This window comes from Aurantibacter crassamenti, assembly GCF_016811105.1.
In the GTDB taxonomy this organism is placed as follows: domain Bacteria; phylum Bacteroidota; class Bacteroidia; order Flavobacteriales; family Flavobacteriaceae; genus Aurantibacter_A; species Aurantibacter_A crassamenti.
This window is the reverse complement of record NZ_JAFBGM010000001.1, coordinates 2,325,336-2,341,690: the sequence shown is the minus strand read 5'-3', so window position 1 is coordinate 2,341,690 and position 16,355 is coordinate 2,325,336. Positions and strand designations below refer to the sequence as shown.

15 protein-coding genes are annotated in these 16,355 nt (G+C 33.9%); 4 read left to right on the top strand and 11 right to left on the bottom strand.

Going from position 1 to position 16,355, the window contains the following annotated elements; all coding sequences use genetic code 11:
- Nucleotides 1-121: 121 nt before the first annotated feature.
- Complete coding sequence (locus JQC67_RS09665) at nucleotides 122-1,909, bottom strand: ribonucleoside-diphosphate reductase subunit alpha (protein ID WP_203252606.1); 1,788 nt, start codon at nucleotides 1,907-1,909, stop codon at nucleotides 122-124.
- Complete coding sequence (locus JQC67_RS09660; RefSeq protein ID WP_203252605.1) at nucleotides 1,910-3,184, bottom strand: ribonucleotide-diphosphate reductase subunit beta; 1,275 nt, start codon at nucleotides 3,182-3,184, stop codon at nucleotides 1,910-1,912.
- A gap of 526 nt (nucleotides 3,185-3,710) precedes the next feature.
- Between JQC67_RS09660 and JQC67_RS09655 the strand changes: the two genes are divergently transcribed.
- Entirely contained in the window at nucleotides 3,711-4,100 is a 390-nt protein-coding gene (locus JQC67_RS09655) for a DinB family protein (RefSeq protein WP_203252604.1), read from the top strand.
- Between the two features lie 250 nt (nucleotides 4,101-4,350).
- Here the strand turns inward: JQC67_RS09655 and JQC67_RS09650 are convergent, their stop codons facing one another.
- The 5 genes from JQC67_RS09650 to JQC67_RS09630 form a co-directional block, all read right to left on the bottom strand.
- The gene (locus JQC67_RS09650) at nucleotides 4,351-4,857 is read right to left on the bottom strand and encodes a ferritin (protein WP_203252603.1); all 507 of its coding nucleotides are present in this window, start codon (nucleotides 4,855-4,857) and stop codon (nucleotides 4,351-4,353) included.
- 169 nt (nucleotides 4,858-5,026) lie between these two features.
- On the bottom strand, nucleotides 5,027-6,622 hold the full coding sequence (locus JQC67_RS09645; RefSeq protein ID WP_203252602.1) for a cupin domain-containing protein: 1,596 nt from the start codon (nucleotides 6,620-6,622) through the stop codon (nucleotides 5,027-5,029).
- A 60-nt stretch (nucleotides 6,623-6,682) separates the two neighbouring features.
- Nucleotides 6,683-7,852 (bottom strand): FG-GAP repeat domain-containing protein, encoded by a 1,170-nt coding sequence (locus JQC67_RS09640; RefSeq protein WP_203252601.1) that lies wholly within the window; start codon nucleotides 7,850-7,852, stop codon nucleotides 6,683-6,685.
- Between the two features lie 300 nt (nucleotides 7,853-8,152).
- The gene (locus JQC67_RS09635; RefSeq protein WP_203252600.1) at nucleotides 8,153-9,022 is read right to left on the bottom strand and encodes a hydroxymethylglutaryl-CoA lyase; all 870 of its coding nucleotides are present in this window, start codon (nucleotides 9,020-9,022) and stop codon (nucleotides 8,153-8,155) included.
- 131 nt (nucleotides 9,023-9,153) lie between these two features.
- Complete coding sequence (locus JQC67_RS09630) at nucleotides 9,154-9,780, bottom strand: LysE family translocator (RefSeq protein ID WP_203252599.1); 627 nt, start codon at nucleotides 9,778-9,780, stop codon at nucleotides 9,154-9,156.
- Between the two features lie 83 nt (nucleotides 9,781-9,863).
- On the opposite strand from JQC67_RS09630, the gene JQC67_RS09625 reads away from it, so the two are divergent.
- Complete coding sequence (locus tag JQC67_RS09625; RefSeq protein WP_203252598.1) at nucleotides 9,864-10,292, top strand: Dabb family protein; 429 nt, start codon at nucleotides 9,864-9,866, stop codon at nucleotides 10,290-10,292.
- Nucleotides 10,293-10,326: 34 nt separating this feature from the next.
- Here the strand turns inward: JQC67_RS09625 and JQC67_RS09620 are convergent, their stop codons facing one another.
- Both JQC67_RS09620 and JQC67_RS09615 read right to left on the bottom strand, forming a co-directional pair.
- On the bottom strand, nucleotides 10,327-11,364 hold the full coding sequence (locus tag JQC67_RS09620; protein ID WP_203252597.1) for a quinone-dependent dihydroorotate dehydrogenase: 1,038 nt from the start codon (nucleotides 11,362-11,364) through the stop codon (nucleotides 10,327-10,329).
- Nucleotides 11,365-11,438: 74 nt separating this feature from the next.
- Nucleotides 11,439-11,891, bottom strand: coding sequence for a hypothetical protein (locus tag JQC67_RS09615; RefSeq protein ID WP_203252596.1), 453 nt, complete (start codon nucleotides 11,889-11,891; stop codon nucleotides 11,439-11,441).
- A gap of 67 nt (nucleotides 11,892-11,958) precedes the next feature.
- Here JQC67_RS09615 and pepT point away from each other — a divergent pair, with 67 nt between their 5' ends.
- Nucleotides 11,959-13,191, top strand: coding sequence for a peptidase T (gene pepT / locus JQC67_RS09610; protein WP_203252595.1), 1,233 nt, complete (start codon nucleotides 11,959-11,961; stop codon nucleotides 13,189-13,191).
- Nucleotides 13,192-13,202: 11 nt separating this feature from the next.
- Nucleotides 13,203-13,796, top strand: coding sequence for a YdeI/OmpD-associated family protein (locus JQC67_RS09605; RefSeq protein ID WP_203252594.1), 594 nt, complete (start codon nucleotides 13,203-13,205; stop codon nucleotides 13,794-13,796).
- 117 nt (nucleotides 13,797-13,913) lie between these two features.
- Here JQC67_RS09605 and JQC67_RS09600 read toward each other — a convergent pair whose 3' ends face one another.
- Entirely contained in the window at nucleotides 13,914-14,843 is a 930-nt protein-coding gene (locus JQC67_RS09600; RefSeq protein ID WP_203252593.1) for a serine hydrolase, read from the bottom strand.
- Between the two features lie 230 nt (nucleotides 14,844-15,073).
- Nucleotides 15,074-16,321: a beta-ketoacyl-ACP synthase II gene (fabF, locus tag JQC67_RS09595; protein WP_203252592.1), complete on the bottom strand. Its 1,248-nt coding sequence runs from the start codon at nucleotides 16,319-16,321 to the stop codon at nucleotides 15,074-15,076.
- Nucleotides 16,322-16,355: the final 34 nt, after the last annotated feature.

Below are 16,355 nucleotides of genomic sequence, written 5' to 3'. Positions count from 1 at the left end.
ATAAGGTCAAAATTGTGTTTACGAAAATTATTTTTAATAAATCTAAATAAGTTTAAGTGTGAAACAAAAAAATCACCTTCTTAATAGAAGGTGATTTTTAGAAATACTATTCTGATTTTAGTTACGCCTCACAGCTAGCACAATCTTTCTTTTGTTTGAACTTCTGCGCCGCATTCATACTATGCTGATAGTAAAGTGATTTTAAGCCTAACTTCCAAGCCGTTACATGAATTTTATTAATTTCTTTCACCGGCATATCAGGGTGAACAATTATATTTACTGATTGCCCTTGATCTATATGGTTTTGACGGTTTGCCGCTTGATAAATGATATCCATCTGATCAATCTCTGAATATGTTTTAAAAACATCTTTCTCCAATTCAGAAAGAAATTCTAAATGTTGTACAGAGCCATCACGTTCACGAATACTTCTCCAAACCTCTGTTACATTCTGACCTTTTTCTTCCAACAATTCTACCAAAAACGGATTCTTAATTGTTGTCTTTATTTTAGCAATATCTTTCACATAGATATTTGACCAAATTGGCTCAATACCCTGTGATACCTGACCTAAAATAAAAGCTGAAGATGTTGTAGGCGCTACTGCATTTAACGTAGCATTACGTCTTCCGTATCCTTTTAAAACAGCTGGCTCACCAAATTTAACTGCTAATTCTTCAGAAGCTTTGTACGATTTAGTTTTGATATTTCTAAATATCTCACTATTTAAATCATAAGCTTCTTTACTGTTAAACGGTTGCATTTTAGATTGCAATAATGAATGCCATCCTAAAACACCTAAACCTAAAGCACGGTTTTCTTTTGCAAAATTATACGCACGTTCCATAAACAAGAACGTTTGTTTGTCTTCACGACTATCTGAATCGCGGTATACTTCTAATTTCTCAAGAAACTCAGTTATTACAGCGTCTAAGAAATAGACCATAGTCTCTACTGCATCGGTGTCTTTCCATTTGTCATAATGCATTACGTTCACTGAGGAAAGCACACAAACAAAAGACCAATTATCATTTGAAGGCAGCATTATTTCAGTACAAAGGTTACTGGCATAAACTGTATGTTGATTATCTCTGTAAACATCAGCTGCGCCATTATTGGCATTATCTTTAAAGAATATATACGGATAGCCCATTTCACCTCTACGTTGCAAAACTTTAGCCCAGATAGCACGTTTATCGCTGTCGCCATCTATCATAGTTTGCATCCAATCATTGGTAACGGTTACACCATGCGTTAATTCTTGAATAGGATTACCCTCTGTACCAATCTCTAAAAATTCAGAAATATCTGGATGCTCTACTGGCAAGTACGGAGAAAAACGACCACGGCGTACAGAACCTTGGCTTACAACATCAACCATTGATTCAAAAAGTTGCATTATATGTACTGCCCCCGATGCTTGACCATTGTTTTTCACCTCTGCACCGCGATGTCTTATCTTTCCAAAATAACCAGAGGTTCCTCCGCCCATTTTAGACATCATTCCTACTTCTGATTGGGTGTATAAAATATTACCCATATCATCATCAATGTGTGATCCAAAGCAGCTAATTGGCAAACCTCTTTCTTTACCAAAGTTTGACCATACTGGTGATGCTAATGAAAAATAGCCATCTGACATATAGCCAAAAAACTTATCTGAAAAGCCAGGCATTTCTAAAAGCTGTTCTGCTCTATCTGCTATTTCACGAATACGCTGCTCAGCAGTCACACCGTCAGTTAAATAACCTGAATTTAAAAAGTTTCGGCTATGCTCGGTTAACCATTCAAAACCTGAGTCTGCATTTTCTTTATGCTTTTTAAGGGTTTCTTTTCTAGCGTTAACTAGCTGATCGCTGTCAGATATCTTAGTTGTTTGTGTTTCGTGGGTAGTGTTTAATTCGTTCATTTAAAAAAGATCGTCGCTGGTTATACTTTGTGTTCTTTTGCTATAGTTAATAGATCGTTTTACGAAAAAATCGCCATGTTTAGTGCCAATAATTTCATCATCAAACCATTCAGTTTGAGCCAATAAGGTTTCGTCTACTTCAAATACTTTTTCAATTCCAATACTCTCAAGTGAGCTATTGAAACGGTTTTTTATAAATTCATTTACAACAGCTTTTGGCAAGAAATCAAGCTCTCCATCTTCAAAAATCCAATCTACAATTGAACTCTCAGCTGTAAACGCCTCTTTGCACATTTGCTGAATAGTTGATTCATATTCTGCATCAAACCACTCTGGGTTTTCATCTTTAATTATCTTGATAATATCAATACCAAAATCACCGTGAATCTGTTCTTCTTTTGATGTGGCTTCTACCACATTTGAAATGCCTTTCAACATATTCTTATGCTTGTTAAAAGCCATAATTATTAAGAACTGAGAAAACAATGAAACGTGCTCAATAAAAACTGAAAACAACAAAATTGATTCTGAGTATTCTTTGTTATCCTCGCTTTTAGCATTTTTTAATGCAGTTTCTAAATACTGCACTCGTTTCATAATAACTGGTTTCTTCTTCAGCTTTTTAAATTCTGCATTCAAGCCTAATATTTCAAGTAAATGCGAATAAGCATCTGCATGGCGAACTTCACTTTCTGCAAAGGTTGCACCTACTGAACCAATTTCTGGTTTTGGCATTTTATGATATATGTCTCCCCAAAAACTTTTTACTGCTACTTCTATTTGAGAAATAGCTAGCATTGTGTTTTTTATTGCACTACGTTCGGTCTCATTCAAACGTGTTTTAAAATCTTGAATATCACTTGTGAAATTAAATTCTGAATGAATCCAATACGAATGACGTATTGCCGGAACGTATTCATACAATTCAGGATACTCGTATGGTTTTAAATTTATACGCTTCTCAAAAATATTCGATTTACGTTTTTGCGCTTGCTCATTTCTGTACAAAATATACCCTTTGGCAACGTCAAAAAAACCGCCTTCCATCAGTTTATTCTCAACAAAATCTTGTACTTCTTCAACAGTTGGCACATAGCTTTCATCCAAACCTTTCCTTTCTAAAAGCGATGCATAAACGTTGTTCGAAATACGAGTTGCATCAGCTAATCCACCATGTTCAACAGCAGTCATAGCTTTTAAAATGGCGTCAGTAATCTTGTGTAACTGAAAGGATTTCTTTGTAAAATCCCTTTTGATAAGGTGGGTAATTTCCATGGATATAAATCGGATTATTAATGGTGTACTTAGCGTGATGTAAAGTTCAATTTTTATTCCCTTCACTTTTCCTTAACATGAACTTGGTTTTCCACATGTTTATTAACATAATGAAGTATTGAAAGAAATAATACTTTTCATACATCTGAATACCAGTATTTTAAAAAAAATAACAACAAGTAAATATAAATTCTATTTTTTTTATTTTTTTTTACTAAAAAATTTTGCTGTTAATATTTTATTGTAATACACATGAACAAATCTTTGATTACCAAAGAAGTAAAAACCCTACACGATGCTTCTAAAATAAAGGTAAATTATTGTTTGAAACTGATGATAAAGTAAATTTAATAACAGTACAAATTGTAATAACTCTAAAAGAGCATTTACAAATTCTATAATCATGAAAAATAAAATCATTCTACTCTTTTTTTATTGTACCAACATTCTATTTCACTCAAGATAATATGGCGCAAATAAAATCTATACTTATTGAACAATTGGAAAATACACATAACAAACAAAGTTGGTTTGTTCCTGTTCAAAAAGCAGTGGAAAATTTAACTACAGCTCAAGCGCTAATTGGAAAGACAAAAAGGCAAACCATTCTATATCTGAATTAGGTTCACATTTAATTTTCTGGAACCAAGGACAATTATTAGCATTCAAAGAAGATTCTTTACCCTATTTTACAAATGATAATGAAATTACTTTCAATATATTAAAGAATCAAGACTGGTTAAATGCAATCAAAATATTAGATAGCATTCAAACTACTTGGGTACAAGTGATTAAACATGCGTCTGAAGAACAACTAGAAAAATGGAGTGCTGAAATTGCCAATTTGTGCGCACATAATGCATATCATACAGGTCAAATTGTATATATAAGAAAACAAAATGATTGGTGGGAATAAGGTACTAAAAAGTTAAATCTTCGGACAACGACTACAATTCGTCTTACCTTTTTTCTTATACTTTTTACAGCATTTCTTCTTTTTATCGCCCGAACAACCGCCGCAATCAGCGGATATCATTACACAAGGACTCATTAGAACTACTGGACTCATTATTTTTATTAAATCTAAATAATGACAAACCTACAAAAAAAAAGATTCCGACAAAACGGAATCTTTTTAAAATTTTCATAATAACTTATAAATGCTATTATTCTGCAGCTGTAGCGCTACTCACAATTGTATTGATATCTCTATCAAACATATAATGACCAGATTTATCATCACCAATAATGTTCAATTTATCTAATAAGGTACGTGCAACGGCTTCTTCTTCTAATTGCTCAGTAACATACCATTGCATAAAGTTATGTACGTTGTAATCTTTCTTATCTAAACATTCGAAAATCACATGATTGATTTGCTCGGTTACAAACATTTCGCTTTTAAGAAAAACTTCAAATAGCTCATTTAGTGACTTATACTCTGGTGTTGGCTGCTCTAACGCTGGCACAACTACCTTACCACTACGTTCATTTATAAATTTCACCAACTTAATCATATGAACGCGCTCTTCTTCAGATTGATTATAAAAAAATTCTGCAATTCCATTATAACCATTTGCATCAGCCCATGAAGCCATCGCTAAATAATGCATAGATGCTCCAGCTTCGTACTTCACTTGATCATTTAATAACTTCTCAATAGATTTATTCATGGGTATCTGTTTTTTTACAAAGTTAATCAGCTTTAGTGCGTATTCAAATTATTGACTAGTATATTTCATGTGTACCAGCGAAATTCATACAACGTAACATTCATATTTAAAATGAATTAATACACTATATAAAGTGTTCGACATAATCTGAGATAAATAAAAGTTGCTTTTAATGCCACTGATAGGCAAAGTACATACTTTGCTTATCACCAGTAGTTCTTATTGCATGAGGCACATTGGAAGGCACAAAATAAACGTCCCCTTTTTTACCAGAATACAACTGATTACCAATTTCCATTTCAGTTTCACCATCAATCATTAATATAATCTCGGTTGCAAAATGCGTGTGCGGTTCATGACTCTTAATTCCTGCATTTAAACTGGTAACATGCATTTCATAATATGGACACATAGCGGTAGATCGACGAAAATAATTTCGAAGACCGCCCTTATCATGTGGTTCAAACTTTAAATCGTCAAAATCGATAATTTGTGAACCACCATCCTTTTTACCACGTCTTAAATCTACTTTGTTTTTCGCCACATAATCCATTGTATAAAATATTGCATTGGGCGATACTGCACTTAAAGTTATCTTATCTTGTGGCAATAAAATAAACACGCTATTCGGGCCAATAGTCTTTTTCTTTCCTTGTACTGAAACTTCTACCTCGCCTTCTTTTATAATAAAGATTTGTTCATTACTTGAATTTTTAATCGTCATCTTTTGAGAAGCATTGGTAAGGTTTACTGTTTTTAATTCAGCTTTACTATAATGACTAGTTTCTCCTTTTAATATAACGGTATCAGCATTTGAATTCGGAAATTCATATAATCCTTCTGCAACAGTTTGCGGAACAACATCATTCCATAACCATGTTAAAGATTGCGGTAAAATTGCACCTCCATGATTTCCGTTGTGCGCTCCTTTACCCGGTTCAAATTTATAATTGTAGTCCATATATTTTAATGACGATTCCATCTGAAGGTTCGCCAACCACCAATTGCCATGTTCATTATTTAAATCGCCATCACCGTCTTGCAAAAAGATCTTAATATCCTTTTTGTCGGTTTTGCGAATCATGGATGGATAACTATGACCTCCTCTAATATTAGTAAAGCTACCGATGTGACTCAATACTTTTTGAAACTGTTCTGGAAAAAACCAAGCAGCTGAAAATGCACAAATACCACCTGATGATATGCCACCAATCGCGCGCATTTTTGGGTCGTCTGAAATGGAATAATTCTTTTTAAGTTCTGGAATCATTTCCTCCAATAGAAATCTACCATAGGTATCAGAAACATCATCATATTCAAAACTTCGGTTCGAAGATCTCCATGGACTTTCTACCGCAACTGAATCCAATGAGTGACCTGGATTAATAAACAGTCCAATAGTTACAGGCATTTTTTCTTGGGCAATTAAATTATCAAATACGGTTGGCACTCTAAAATGACCGTCTTCTTGCACATAGGTATGACCATCTTGAAAAACCATTAATGCTGCTGGGTCTTTAGCATTATATTGTTCGGGCACATACACATAATAATCACGAATGGTATTGGAAAATATCGTGCTTTTAAAAGTGTGCTGTGTTAATTTTCCTTTCGGGATATTCTCGTAAGTATCAGATTGTGGCCCTTGTTTGTATTCCTCTTGAGAAAAACCCATTACCGAAATAAATAATACAAATAGTAAGACATAACTATATAGCGGTTGTATAATGAGTGAGTTTAAACTATTATCTAATCTTGCTTGCATGGTATTTAGTATTTAGCTGGTTTAGTGTGTTCGTGGTTATTTTTATAAAAAATAATATTATTAAAGGTTGTTCTCCAATAAAAACACTCCGTTTTTATTAGCTATAATTATGTCTGGTTTTTGATCATGGTTCATATCTTCAATTGCAATGTTCAATCCCGCTCCCGAATCGGAATCTATAAAATGCTCTTTAAAATAAGGTTTTATATTAGGTGTAAATTCTATCCAAAATAAAAGCGGTGCATCAGCATCACCGGCATCATTGCCGTTATGTGCTAAATATCGTTTACCAGTTAAAAAATCTTCAGTACCATCGCCATTGAGGTCTACCATAATCGAAGAATGTGTTTGTGCTGTAGTTGTGCTCATTAAATGGGTGACAAATTCATCCCCTTGCTTTTCATGCCACCAAACACCAAGTTTGTGCGCCGAAGCACTCACAACATCATTAAGACCATCACCGTTTACATCTAAAACCTGCATATGAGAACAGGGTTCACTTATTTCGGTCGCATGAAATTTCCAATTTCCTGATTCTAAATCCGTTGTTCCTTCAAACCAACCTTCTGCAACAACTACATCTTCTATACCATCATCATTAATGTCACCGTATCCAATTCCATGTGAAAACTTTTTAGTAGCTGGAACATTTTCAGCACTTAGCGGAAAACGTTTCCATTCCGTTTCTCCGGCGCTTAACGGCGCTTGCAACCAAACTATTTGATTTTTATCAACATCACCACATAAAATATCTAAACGACCATCACCGTCTATATCAATAAAGCCTGGTGATTCATTTGCAATCCCCATTCCATTTGCAATAATATGTTTTTGCCAAACACCTGATTTATTTTGTGGATTTTCAAACCAAAAAGCGGGCTTGCCGGGGTAGTCAATTATGATAACATCATCCCAACCGTCTAAATTAACGTCCATCGCATGGTTTAAAAAAGATTCACAATATTCTTCGCGGGGATTAAAAGTACGCGACGGAGCCATTTCATGACGCTGCCATGTTGGTGCCTCAAACCAATAATAACCGGCAATAATATCTATAGCACCATCTTTATTCAAATCAGCTGTTGCAACGCCCTCTGAAATAAAATCTCTACTGATAACTGTCTTTTTGAAATCTTTTGAGGTTTCCAATTGTGCATAAGAAATTGACAAACTAAAACACAACAGAAAAATAAAAAAGAGTCGGTGATTACTAGTATTATATAATTTCATATTCTTTTAAATATTTAACTTCTTATTGATTTAATAAGGAATCTATTTGCCTTTGATACTGTTTAGACTCGGTAGAATTCTCTTTTGTTTTTTTATTACGAAAAGTCTCTAGAGCTTTTCTTGATGTTTCTGTTTTAATTTCGTCAATTCTTTGGGGAAGTAGAATTGAGTACTTACAGCAGTTGTTTCTCGTGAATTTACTGCTGAACTAAAAATAAAGAAATATTTATGGTATACCTGTAAATAGAAATATTCTTTTTGTTTAACTACTTCAAATGGAAGGTGTAAAGTAGTATTTACTTAGTCATGGTAGGTAGAAAAAAGCTCAGTAGCTTTATTAAAAGCTGCTTCAAAAACCATCCAATTTACACCAGAATCTACTTTATTAGTAGTAAAATAGGAAAGCATATTTTCTGTAGGCATATTACCTGTTAATTCATCTTTTGCCATTGGGCAACCACCAAAACCTTGAATAGCTCCATCAAATCTTCGACAACCTGAAGTATAGGCAGCATCAACTTTTTCCATCCATTTTGTTGGGGTCGTATGTAAATGCGCTCCAAATTCTACATCAGGATATTTAGGAATTAGATTCGAAAAAAGATATTCTATATTCTCTGGTGTTGATGAGCCAATGGTATCTGACAATGACAATATTTTTACGCCCATTGCAGCAAGTTTCTCCGTCCATTCACCAACAACATCAACATTCCACGGGTCACCGTAAGGGTTTCCAAATCCCATAGAAATATAGGTTATTACCTTTTTGTTTGCGGCATCTGCAATGTTCAAAATCTCATCTAAAGTTTTAACCGATTGCGCAATTGTCTTATGTGTATTTCGCATCTGAAAATTCTCAGAGATTGAAAATGGAAATCCTAAATAATCAACTTGCTCATGAACAACGGCATCTTGCGCTCCTCTCACATTTGCAACAATTACAGAAAACTTACTATTGGTTTCAGAAAAGTCGAGTTTTGAAAGTACTTCTGCTGTATCTACCATTTGCGGAATTGCTTTTGGCGATACAAAACTGCCAATATCTATTGTATCAAAACCACATTTTAGCAATGACTGCAAGTACACAACTTTCGCATCTGTTGGAATAAAAGTCTTAATGCCTTGCATTGCATCTCTTGGGCATTCTATGATTTTGACTTTTTGCGACATTTGTATCTTGTAAATTATTACAACTACTTGTTAGAATGAATACCAAAAATTAAAATTTGGTGTGTGAATATGTAATACTTATGAATCAAATAAACGGTGAATATGAATTGGCCTATTGAACAAAATTAGCACTATTTATCTGATAACAATATGTAAACGCCAATCGCAATAAATACGTATATCTGCATCCATTTTAAGATGTATCCTGTTTTTGAATTTCTTTTTACATACTCAGCAATTGCTGATGCCAAAATTGCAATCAAACAAAATAGTATAGCCGATACAAACATAAAAAGCAACCCTAAAACATAGAACTGTATCGCAGTACTTAAAGTATCACTAAACAAAAATCCTGGAAAAAACGCCAAAAAGAATATGGCAACTTTAGGATTTAGAACGTTCATAAAAAAACCTTGTTTAAACAATTGAAATAGACTTTTTTCAGGAACACTTTTGTCATTTAAATCTATTGCATCACTATTCTTATAAACTTGATACGCCAAATAGAACAGATAACAAGCACCGAATAATTTGATGATGAAAAATAATGAATCATGCTGTTTTATTATTGCGGATACACCAAATGCCAATAATGTTGTGTGCACCAAACAACCTGATATAAGACCTGCCACTGTAGCTAACCCGTATTTTTTACCGTTGACAATGCTCTGCATTAATACATAAATATTATCAGGGCCGGGCGAAATTGCTAAAACAGCAGTAGCCATCATAAAACCAACTAAAATTTCAAAATTCATTAAGAGGTAGTTATCCGATCGAAAATTACAAATATCTTTTTGGGTTTCTATTTTTCTTTATCTTTCGAGTAAAATAAAAACAAATGAAAAAATACGGATTATCGCTTGTTATGATGCTCGGCATATTAGCATGCGGATTTACAACTAAGGAAGCTGAAAAAGCTGAAAAAACAGTAATTATGGAAACTGCAAAAACTCAAGATAGTGTATTAAGACACGTTGTGCTTTTTAAATTCAAAGACGACACTTCAGCTGAAAACATAAAAAAGGTGGTTGATGCTTTTTCTGCATTGCCTTCAAAAATACCTCAAATAGTAGGGTATGAATGGGGAATAAATAATAGTCCGGAAGGCTTAAACAAAGGATTAACACATGGGTTTTTACTGACTTTCAATTCTGAAGCTGATCGTGACATCTATCTACCACACCCTGAACATAAGGCTTTTGGTGCCATTTTAGGCCCACATTTAGAAGATGTAACTGTTTTTGATTACTGGAGTAAATCAAATTAAAAATTTCGCGGTGGTAAATTAAGTTTTACTGCCGCTAACTTTTTTCAAGTATTGCTTTATTGATTTTTTTAATTAAAGCCGGCCCCTCATAAACAAAGCCTGTCCATAATTGAATAAGCACCGCACCTGCCTCTAATTTTTCGAGCGCATCTTCAGCAGAATGTATGCCTCCTACCCCAATAATCGGGAAAGACTTATTACTTTTTTCTGATAAAAAACGAATTACCTCAGTACTTCTTTTCGTCAAAGGTTTTCCACTCAAACCTCCTTTTTCTTCGGTATAAATTAAATCAGATTGTAACCCTTCGCGTGAAATAGTAGTATTGGTAGCAATTACGCCATCAATCTTAGTTTCATTAACGATATCAATAATATCTAACAGTTGATCATCAGTAAGATCTGGCGCAATTTTTAAAAGAATAGGTTTTCCGTTGTCGTTATTTTTATCACCACGTTTTGTGTTGGCAATTTTTAATTCTTTCAACAAAGCCGTAAGTGGTTCTTTGTCTTGTAAAGCCCGCAAACCAGGTGTATTTGGTGAACTCACGTTAACTACAAAATAATCAACATGGTCAAATAACGCATCAAAACAAATTAAGTAGTCTTTTGTTGCTTCCTCATTAGGTGTAACCTTGTTCTTACCAATGTTACCACCTATTAATACTTTATGTTTCTTCTTAAGCTTCTCAACCGCCTCAAGAACTCCCTCATTGTTGAAACCCATTCTATTTATAATAGCTTGGTCTGCCTTTAATCGAAAAAGCCTTTGTTTGGGATTGCCAGGCTGCGCTTTTGGCGTTAAGGTGCCAATCTCTACAAAGCCAAAACCGAAATTTGCAAGTTCATTATACAAAACCGCATTTTTATCAAATCCTGCTGCTAAACCAACAGGGTTTTTAAATTTTAATCCGAATACTTCACGTTCTAAGCGTTTGTCAGAAATAGCATAAAGCGATCTAAATATGCTACCAAAACCTATAGATGATGAAAACTTAATTAGATTAAATGAAATGTGGTGTACCCGTTCTGGATCTAATAGAAAAAGTAATGGGCGAACAAGTGATTTGTACATATTTTGCTGTAATATACTGGCAAAAATACAAACTATTACCGTTCAAATTTGGATAGAAAGTAGATTAAAATGAACTATTTTTTTTCTTCTAGAGGTCCATCATAAATAACTGGGGTCACCTCAATTGGTCTTCTGTACGCTTCATGACATAATGAAAGGTAAAAATCATATTGTCGTTGATTAAAAGTCGCTAATAATTTTTCATCAATAGACCAAGATTCAAGTACTACTTTGTCTTGTAAAGCTTTGTATTTTTCTGCTAAAGTCAATAGTTCTTCTGGCGTGCTTTGCGGATGTTCTGCTAAAAGCTTTATCATTTCGTCTTCAATTCCCTTGTAGGTTATTGAATATTTTGCTCGTAACTCTTCCATCAACTGTTTCTGCTCTTCATTCAATTGAAAAATAACAGTAACAGATTCTGCAGTTTTTCCACCAATATCTAAGGTACAATCAACGGTTTGCGCTTGACCATAACCGATGACGAATAAAAAAATAACAAAAACTTTTAAATGCTTGAAATAAACCATACAGATTTGGGCTTAGTAGGTTATACAACTTACTAATAAACAGTATTTTTACTAAAAAATTATATTAATGAAGCAGATTATTGACCGCTTTTTGCGATATGCAATGATTGACTCGCAAAGCAACCCCAATTCAAAAACCACCCCAAGTACCGAAAAACAATGGCATATCGCCGAAGAACTTGTTTTTGATTTACAAGAAATAGGCCTTTCAGATGTGACTATTGACAACAACGCCTACATTATGGCCACTTTGCCGAGTAATGTAGACTATGAGGTGCCTACCATCGGATTTATTTCTCATTTTGATACCTCTCCAGATTTTACTGGAAAAGATGTAAATCCACAAATAATTGAGAATTATGACGGAAAAGACATTGTTCTTAATGCCGAAAAGAATATTATTCTTTCTCCGGATTATTTTGAGGATTTGCTTCAATACAAAGGACAAACTTTAATAACAACTGATGGCACTACCCTTTTGGGGGCCGATGATAAAGCAGGAATTACCGAAATAATTACTGCAATGAGCTACTTGGTGAAAAATCCTGAAGTAAAACACGGTAAAATTAGAATTGGATTTACGCCTGATGAAGAAATTGGCCGTGGCGCCCATAAATTTGATGTTGAAAAATTTGGAGCGGAATGGGCCTATACTATGGATGGAAGCCAAATTGGCGAACTCGAATATGAAAACTTTAATGCCGCAGGTGCAAAAATCATTATTGAAGGTAGAAGTGTGCACCCTGGCTATGCTAAAGGTAAAATGGTTAATGCCATTAGTATTGCCAATGAATTCATGTCTATTCTTCCACCTGAAGAAACACCTCAGCATACTACAGGCCGAGAAGGCTTTTTTCATGTGCATTCGCTAAAAGGTGAAATTGAAAACGCTGAATTTCAGTTGATTATTAGAGATCACGATAAAGAAAAGTTTGAAGAACGAAAACAATTACTACAGGTCATTACTGATAATTTAAATGCAATTCACAACAATTGTATTACACTAGAAATGAACGACCAATACTACAATATGCGCGAAAAGATAGAACCTGTTTTGCATATTGTTGATATTGCAAAAGAAGCTATGGAAGCTGTTGGTGTTACCCCAATTATTAAACCCATACGCGGCGGAACTGATGGATCTCAATTGAGTTATATGGGATTACCTTGCCCTAATATTTTTGCAGGGGGCCATAATTTTCATGGTAAATTTGAATATGTACCCGTACATAGTATGGTAAAAGCCACTGAAGTTATTGTTAGAATTTGTGAATTTACTGCGCTGAAATCAAAAGAATAAAATGTTATGTGATGGATTATTCAGAAAAAGTTGAAGCCTATTACAACCAAGAACATCAGTTTGCCAAAGGCATTCAAATTTTAAGAGAAATAGCTCTTAAAGCGAATGCTGAAGAATTTTTTAAATGGCAAGCTCCAGTTTATGGTATAGATGGTAAAAATGTTTTCTGGATTGCTCGATTCAAAAATCATTTTGGTATTGGTTTTTTCAATGGAGTGTTTCTATCAGACCCCAAGAAAGTTTTAATTAACGTCCAAAAAGGAACAAAGGCAATGCGCCACTGGCATTTTAAATCTGTAGAAGAAATTGATGAAATAGCTGTTCTCAATTATATTAAAGAATCAATAGAAAATCAAAAAAAAGGCTTGGTATTAGCGCCAGTGAAAAAGAAGAAAGCAAAGATTATCATCCCCAAATTACTTAAAGATGCACTTGTAAAAAATACTGTGGCAAATAAAAATTTTAAATCGTTAACGCCATATAAGCAAAAGGAATACACCGAATATATAGCGCAGGCAAAACAGGAAAAAACAAAGCTGTCTCGGCTTGAAAAAATTATTCCTATGTTGGAGGCTGGTAAAGGTTTGAACGACCGGTATCGGTGATTTTTTAGACTTGTGAATGCTTTTATGTCACAACCTAAAAATTGGCAACTACAAACCGAAAAAAAATTGCAAGTACTTACAGCCATTGTTTTTCATTCGTTTTTTTAATCTACTTTATTATTTGCCCCAATTATTATAAAGTAGTTCACCAATTTCTGCTGAAAATTCAAATCCTGCATTTGTTGAATTAAGTGGTTTTGAATCATCTACGTTTGTACATTTTAGTCCGATAACATATTCACTTTTAGATGTTTTTATATAAGCAACATCTCCTCGATAACCTGGTGTATATCCTGCTTTGCCATACAATTCAATTCCAGCGTAAATTGGTTTGTATTTTTCGAATGCTTCCATAGTTGTCACCTCTTCTACAAATGGACTCCAAGGCAGGTGCCGCGCCAATCCATTATCTTCATAATGTTTTAACATAATGCTTTTGCATAAATCTGCAGCTTTTTTTGAATAACCATATTTTTCTGGTCGAGCTAATATTTGAGCTGCAGTTGCTAATGACTTTGCTGAAGTCGAAATCCAATCTCCTTTAAAAACTTCTCCTTTTACTTTGGTATCATTAATACCTACTTTTTTCAAAAATTTGTCAACCGATGCTATTCCTCCAACTTCCCTTAATAATATATTGGTTGCAACATTATCAGAAATAGACATCATTAAGTATGCAACAAACGATAGTGAAACTTGATTACCTGAATATTCAAAACGTAACACACCTGAACCTAAAACTTTGTCTTCTTCTGTTAGTGTTATTAGGCTTGTTGGGTCTAAAGTGCCACTAATAACTTGTTCGGCATAAGTAAGTAAAATGTAAATTTTTGCTTCGCTTGCAGCATTATGAATACTACTTGCATCAATATCTATGATCTGGCCAGTTGTAATATTTTCAGCGTATAAATGAGCTTCGCCGTCGAAGTTTTCAATCAACTCATTTAATTGACTTTCAAGGCTGAGATTCTCTTTAACCTTAGAATTACAAGATAGAAGTAATATAAATAAAGCTACTATTGATATTCTAAATGATTTAATTTTCATTAATGGTGGTTATTCTGTTGATTAGTTTTGTCAAAATGTTTGCCAACGTTCAGTATAAGAAAAATTGGGCGTTTGGTAAGCATCTAACTTTCGGTTTAGCACGAAGCTATATTTTTAATTTTATTTTAAAATTACTGTTGTCTAAAATACAAATTAAAAATTTGGCGACTTTCTAAAAATGCCCAAACCATAGTGTTAGCAATGACTTGCCCTATTTTTTACATACATTGTTAGCCAACGTATTTTTTGATTATCATTGCCGAACAATGTCCTCCAAATCCAAAACTATTACTTAAAGCATAATTAACTTTTTTCGAAGACGTTTCTCCTAAAGACAGGTTTAATTCCATGGGAATATTTTCATCAATTTTTGTTGTATTGATTGTTGGTGGTATCAAATCTGTTTTCACGGATAGACAAGTCGATATTGCTTCTATGGCACCAGTTCCGCCTAATAAATGTCCAGTCATAGATTTAGACGCACTAATTTGTACTTTTTCAATACTTGATTTAAACAGTCTTTCGATTGCCTTAATTTCAGATAAATCTCCTAAACCAGTTGACGTTGCGTGTGCATTTATATAATCAATTTCATTTGGTGTGATTTCTGCTTCTTTTATTCCGTTTTGCATTGCTAAATATGCTCCAAGCCCTTCGGGATGTGTTCCAGTTATATGATAAGCGTCTGAACTTTCTCCACCCCCAACAATTTCTGCATAAATTTTCGCATTTCTTTTCAATGCCGTATCAAGACTTTCTATAATTAAAGCCCCTGCACCTTCTCCAACGACAAAACCATCTCTGTTTGTGTCGAATGGTTTTGAAGCGGAACTGAAATTTTCATTGTTGGTGGACATTGCTTTCATAGCGTTAAATCCTCCAATTGATGATTCTGTTATTGGTGCTTCTGAACCACCAGCGATAATAACATCTGCTTTTCCTAACCTGATATAATTAAAGGATTGAATAATGCTTTGTGTTGATGAAGCACAAGCTGTAACAGGGCAATAATTTACACCTCTGAGTCCGTGGTTAATTGAAATTATACCAGACAAACCATTGGATATTATTTTTGGAATAAAAAACGGATTAAAACGAGGGTTGAAATTCCCATTTGTATAATCAATTATTTCTTTTTCAAAAGTTTCAAAGCCACCAATTCCACTCGAAAAAATTACACCAATTCTGTTAGTGTCTAATTTTGAAAAATCGAGATTAGCATCTTTGATTGCTTCTTCTGCCGAGATTAGTCCATATTGACTAAACCTATCAAGTTTTCTAGCTTCCTTACGGTCAAAATAATCTAAAGCATCATAGTCTTTTATTTCACAAGCGAATTGAGTTTTGAAATTGCTTGCATCAAAACGTGTTATTTTATTTGCACCTGAAATTCCTTTCAATAGATTTTCCCAATACTGTTTTACATTTTTTCCAATAGGTGTAATTGCTCCTAGTCCTGTTATTACTACTCTTTTCATATTTATATATCTGTACCATATACCTTACGGTATA

Coding starts and splice junctions, on each gene's coding strand:
- JQC67_RS09665 (WP_203252606.1), bottom strand. CDS start 1,909: ATGAACGAATTAAACACTACCCACGAAACACAAACAACTAAGATATCT.
- JQC67_RS09660 (WP_203252605.1), bottom strand. CDS start 3,184: ATGGAAATTACCCACCTTATCAAAAGGGATTTTACAAAGAAATCCTTT.
- JQC67_RS09650 (WP_203252603.1), bottom strand. CDS start 4,857: ATGAATAAATCTATTGAGAAGTTATTAAATGATCAAGTGAAGTACGAA.
- JQC67_RS09645 (WP_203252602.1), bottom strand. CDS start 6,622: ATGCAAGCAAGATTAGATAATAGTTTAAACTCACTCATTATACAACCG.
- JQC67_RS09640 (WP_203252601.1), bottom strand. CDS start 7,852: ATGAAATTATATAATACTAGTAATCACCGACTCTTTTTTATTTTTCTG.
- JQC67_RS09635 (WP_203252600.1), bottom strand. CDS start 9,022: ATGTCGCAAAAAGTCAAAATCATAGAATGCCCAAGAGATGCAATGCAA.
- JQC67_RS09630 (WP_203252599.1), bottom strand. CDS start 9,780: ATGAATTTTGAAATTTTAGTTGGTTTTATGATGGCTACTGCTGTTTTA.
- JQC67_RS09625 (WP_203252598.1), top strand. CDS start 9,864: ATGAAAAAATACGGATTATCGCTTGTTATGATGCTCGGCATATTAGCA.
- JQC67_RS09620 (WP_203252597.1), bottom strand. CDS start 11,364: ATGTACAAATCACTTGTTCGCCCATTACTTTTTCTATTAGATCCAGAA.
- JQC67_RS09615 (WP_203252596.1), bottom strand. CDS start 11,891: ATGGTTTATTTCAAGCATTTAAAAGTTTTTGTTATTTTTTTATTCGTC.
- pepT (WP_203252595.1), top strand. CDS start 11,959: ATGAAGCAGATTATTGACCGCTTTTTGCGATATGCAATGATTGACTCG.
- JQC67_RS09605 (WP_203252594.1), top strand. CDS start 13,203: ATGGATTATTCAGAAAAAGTTGAAGCCTATTACAACCAAGAACATCAG.
- JQC67_RS09600 (WP_203252593.1), bottom strand. CDS start 14,843: ATGAAAATTAAATCATTTAGAATATCAATAGTAGCTTTATTTATATTA.
- fabF (WP_203252592.1), bottom strand. CDS start 16,321: ATGAAAAGAGTAGTAATAACAGGACTAGGAGCAATTACACCTATTGGA.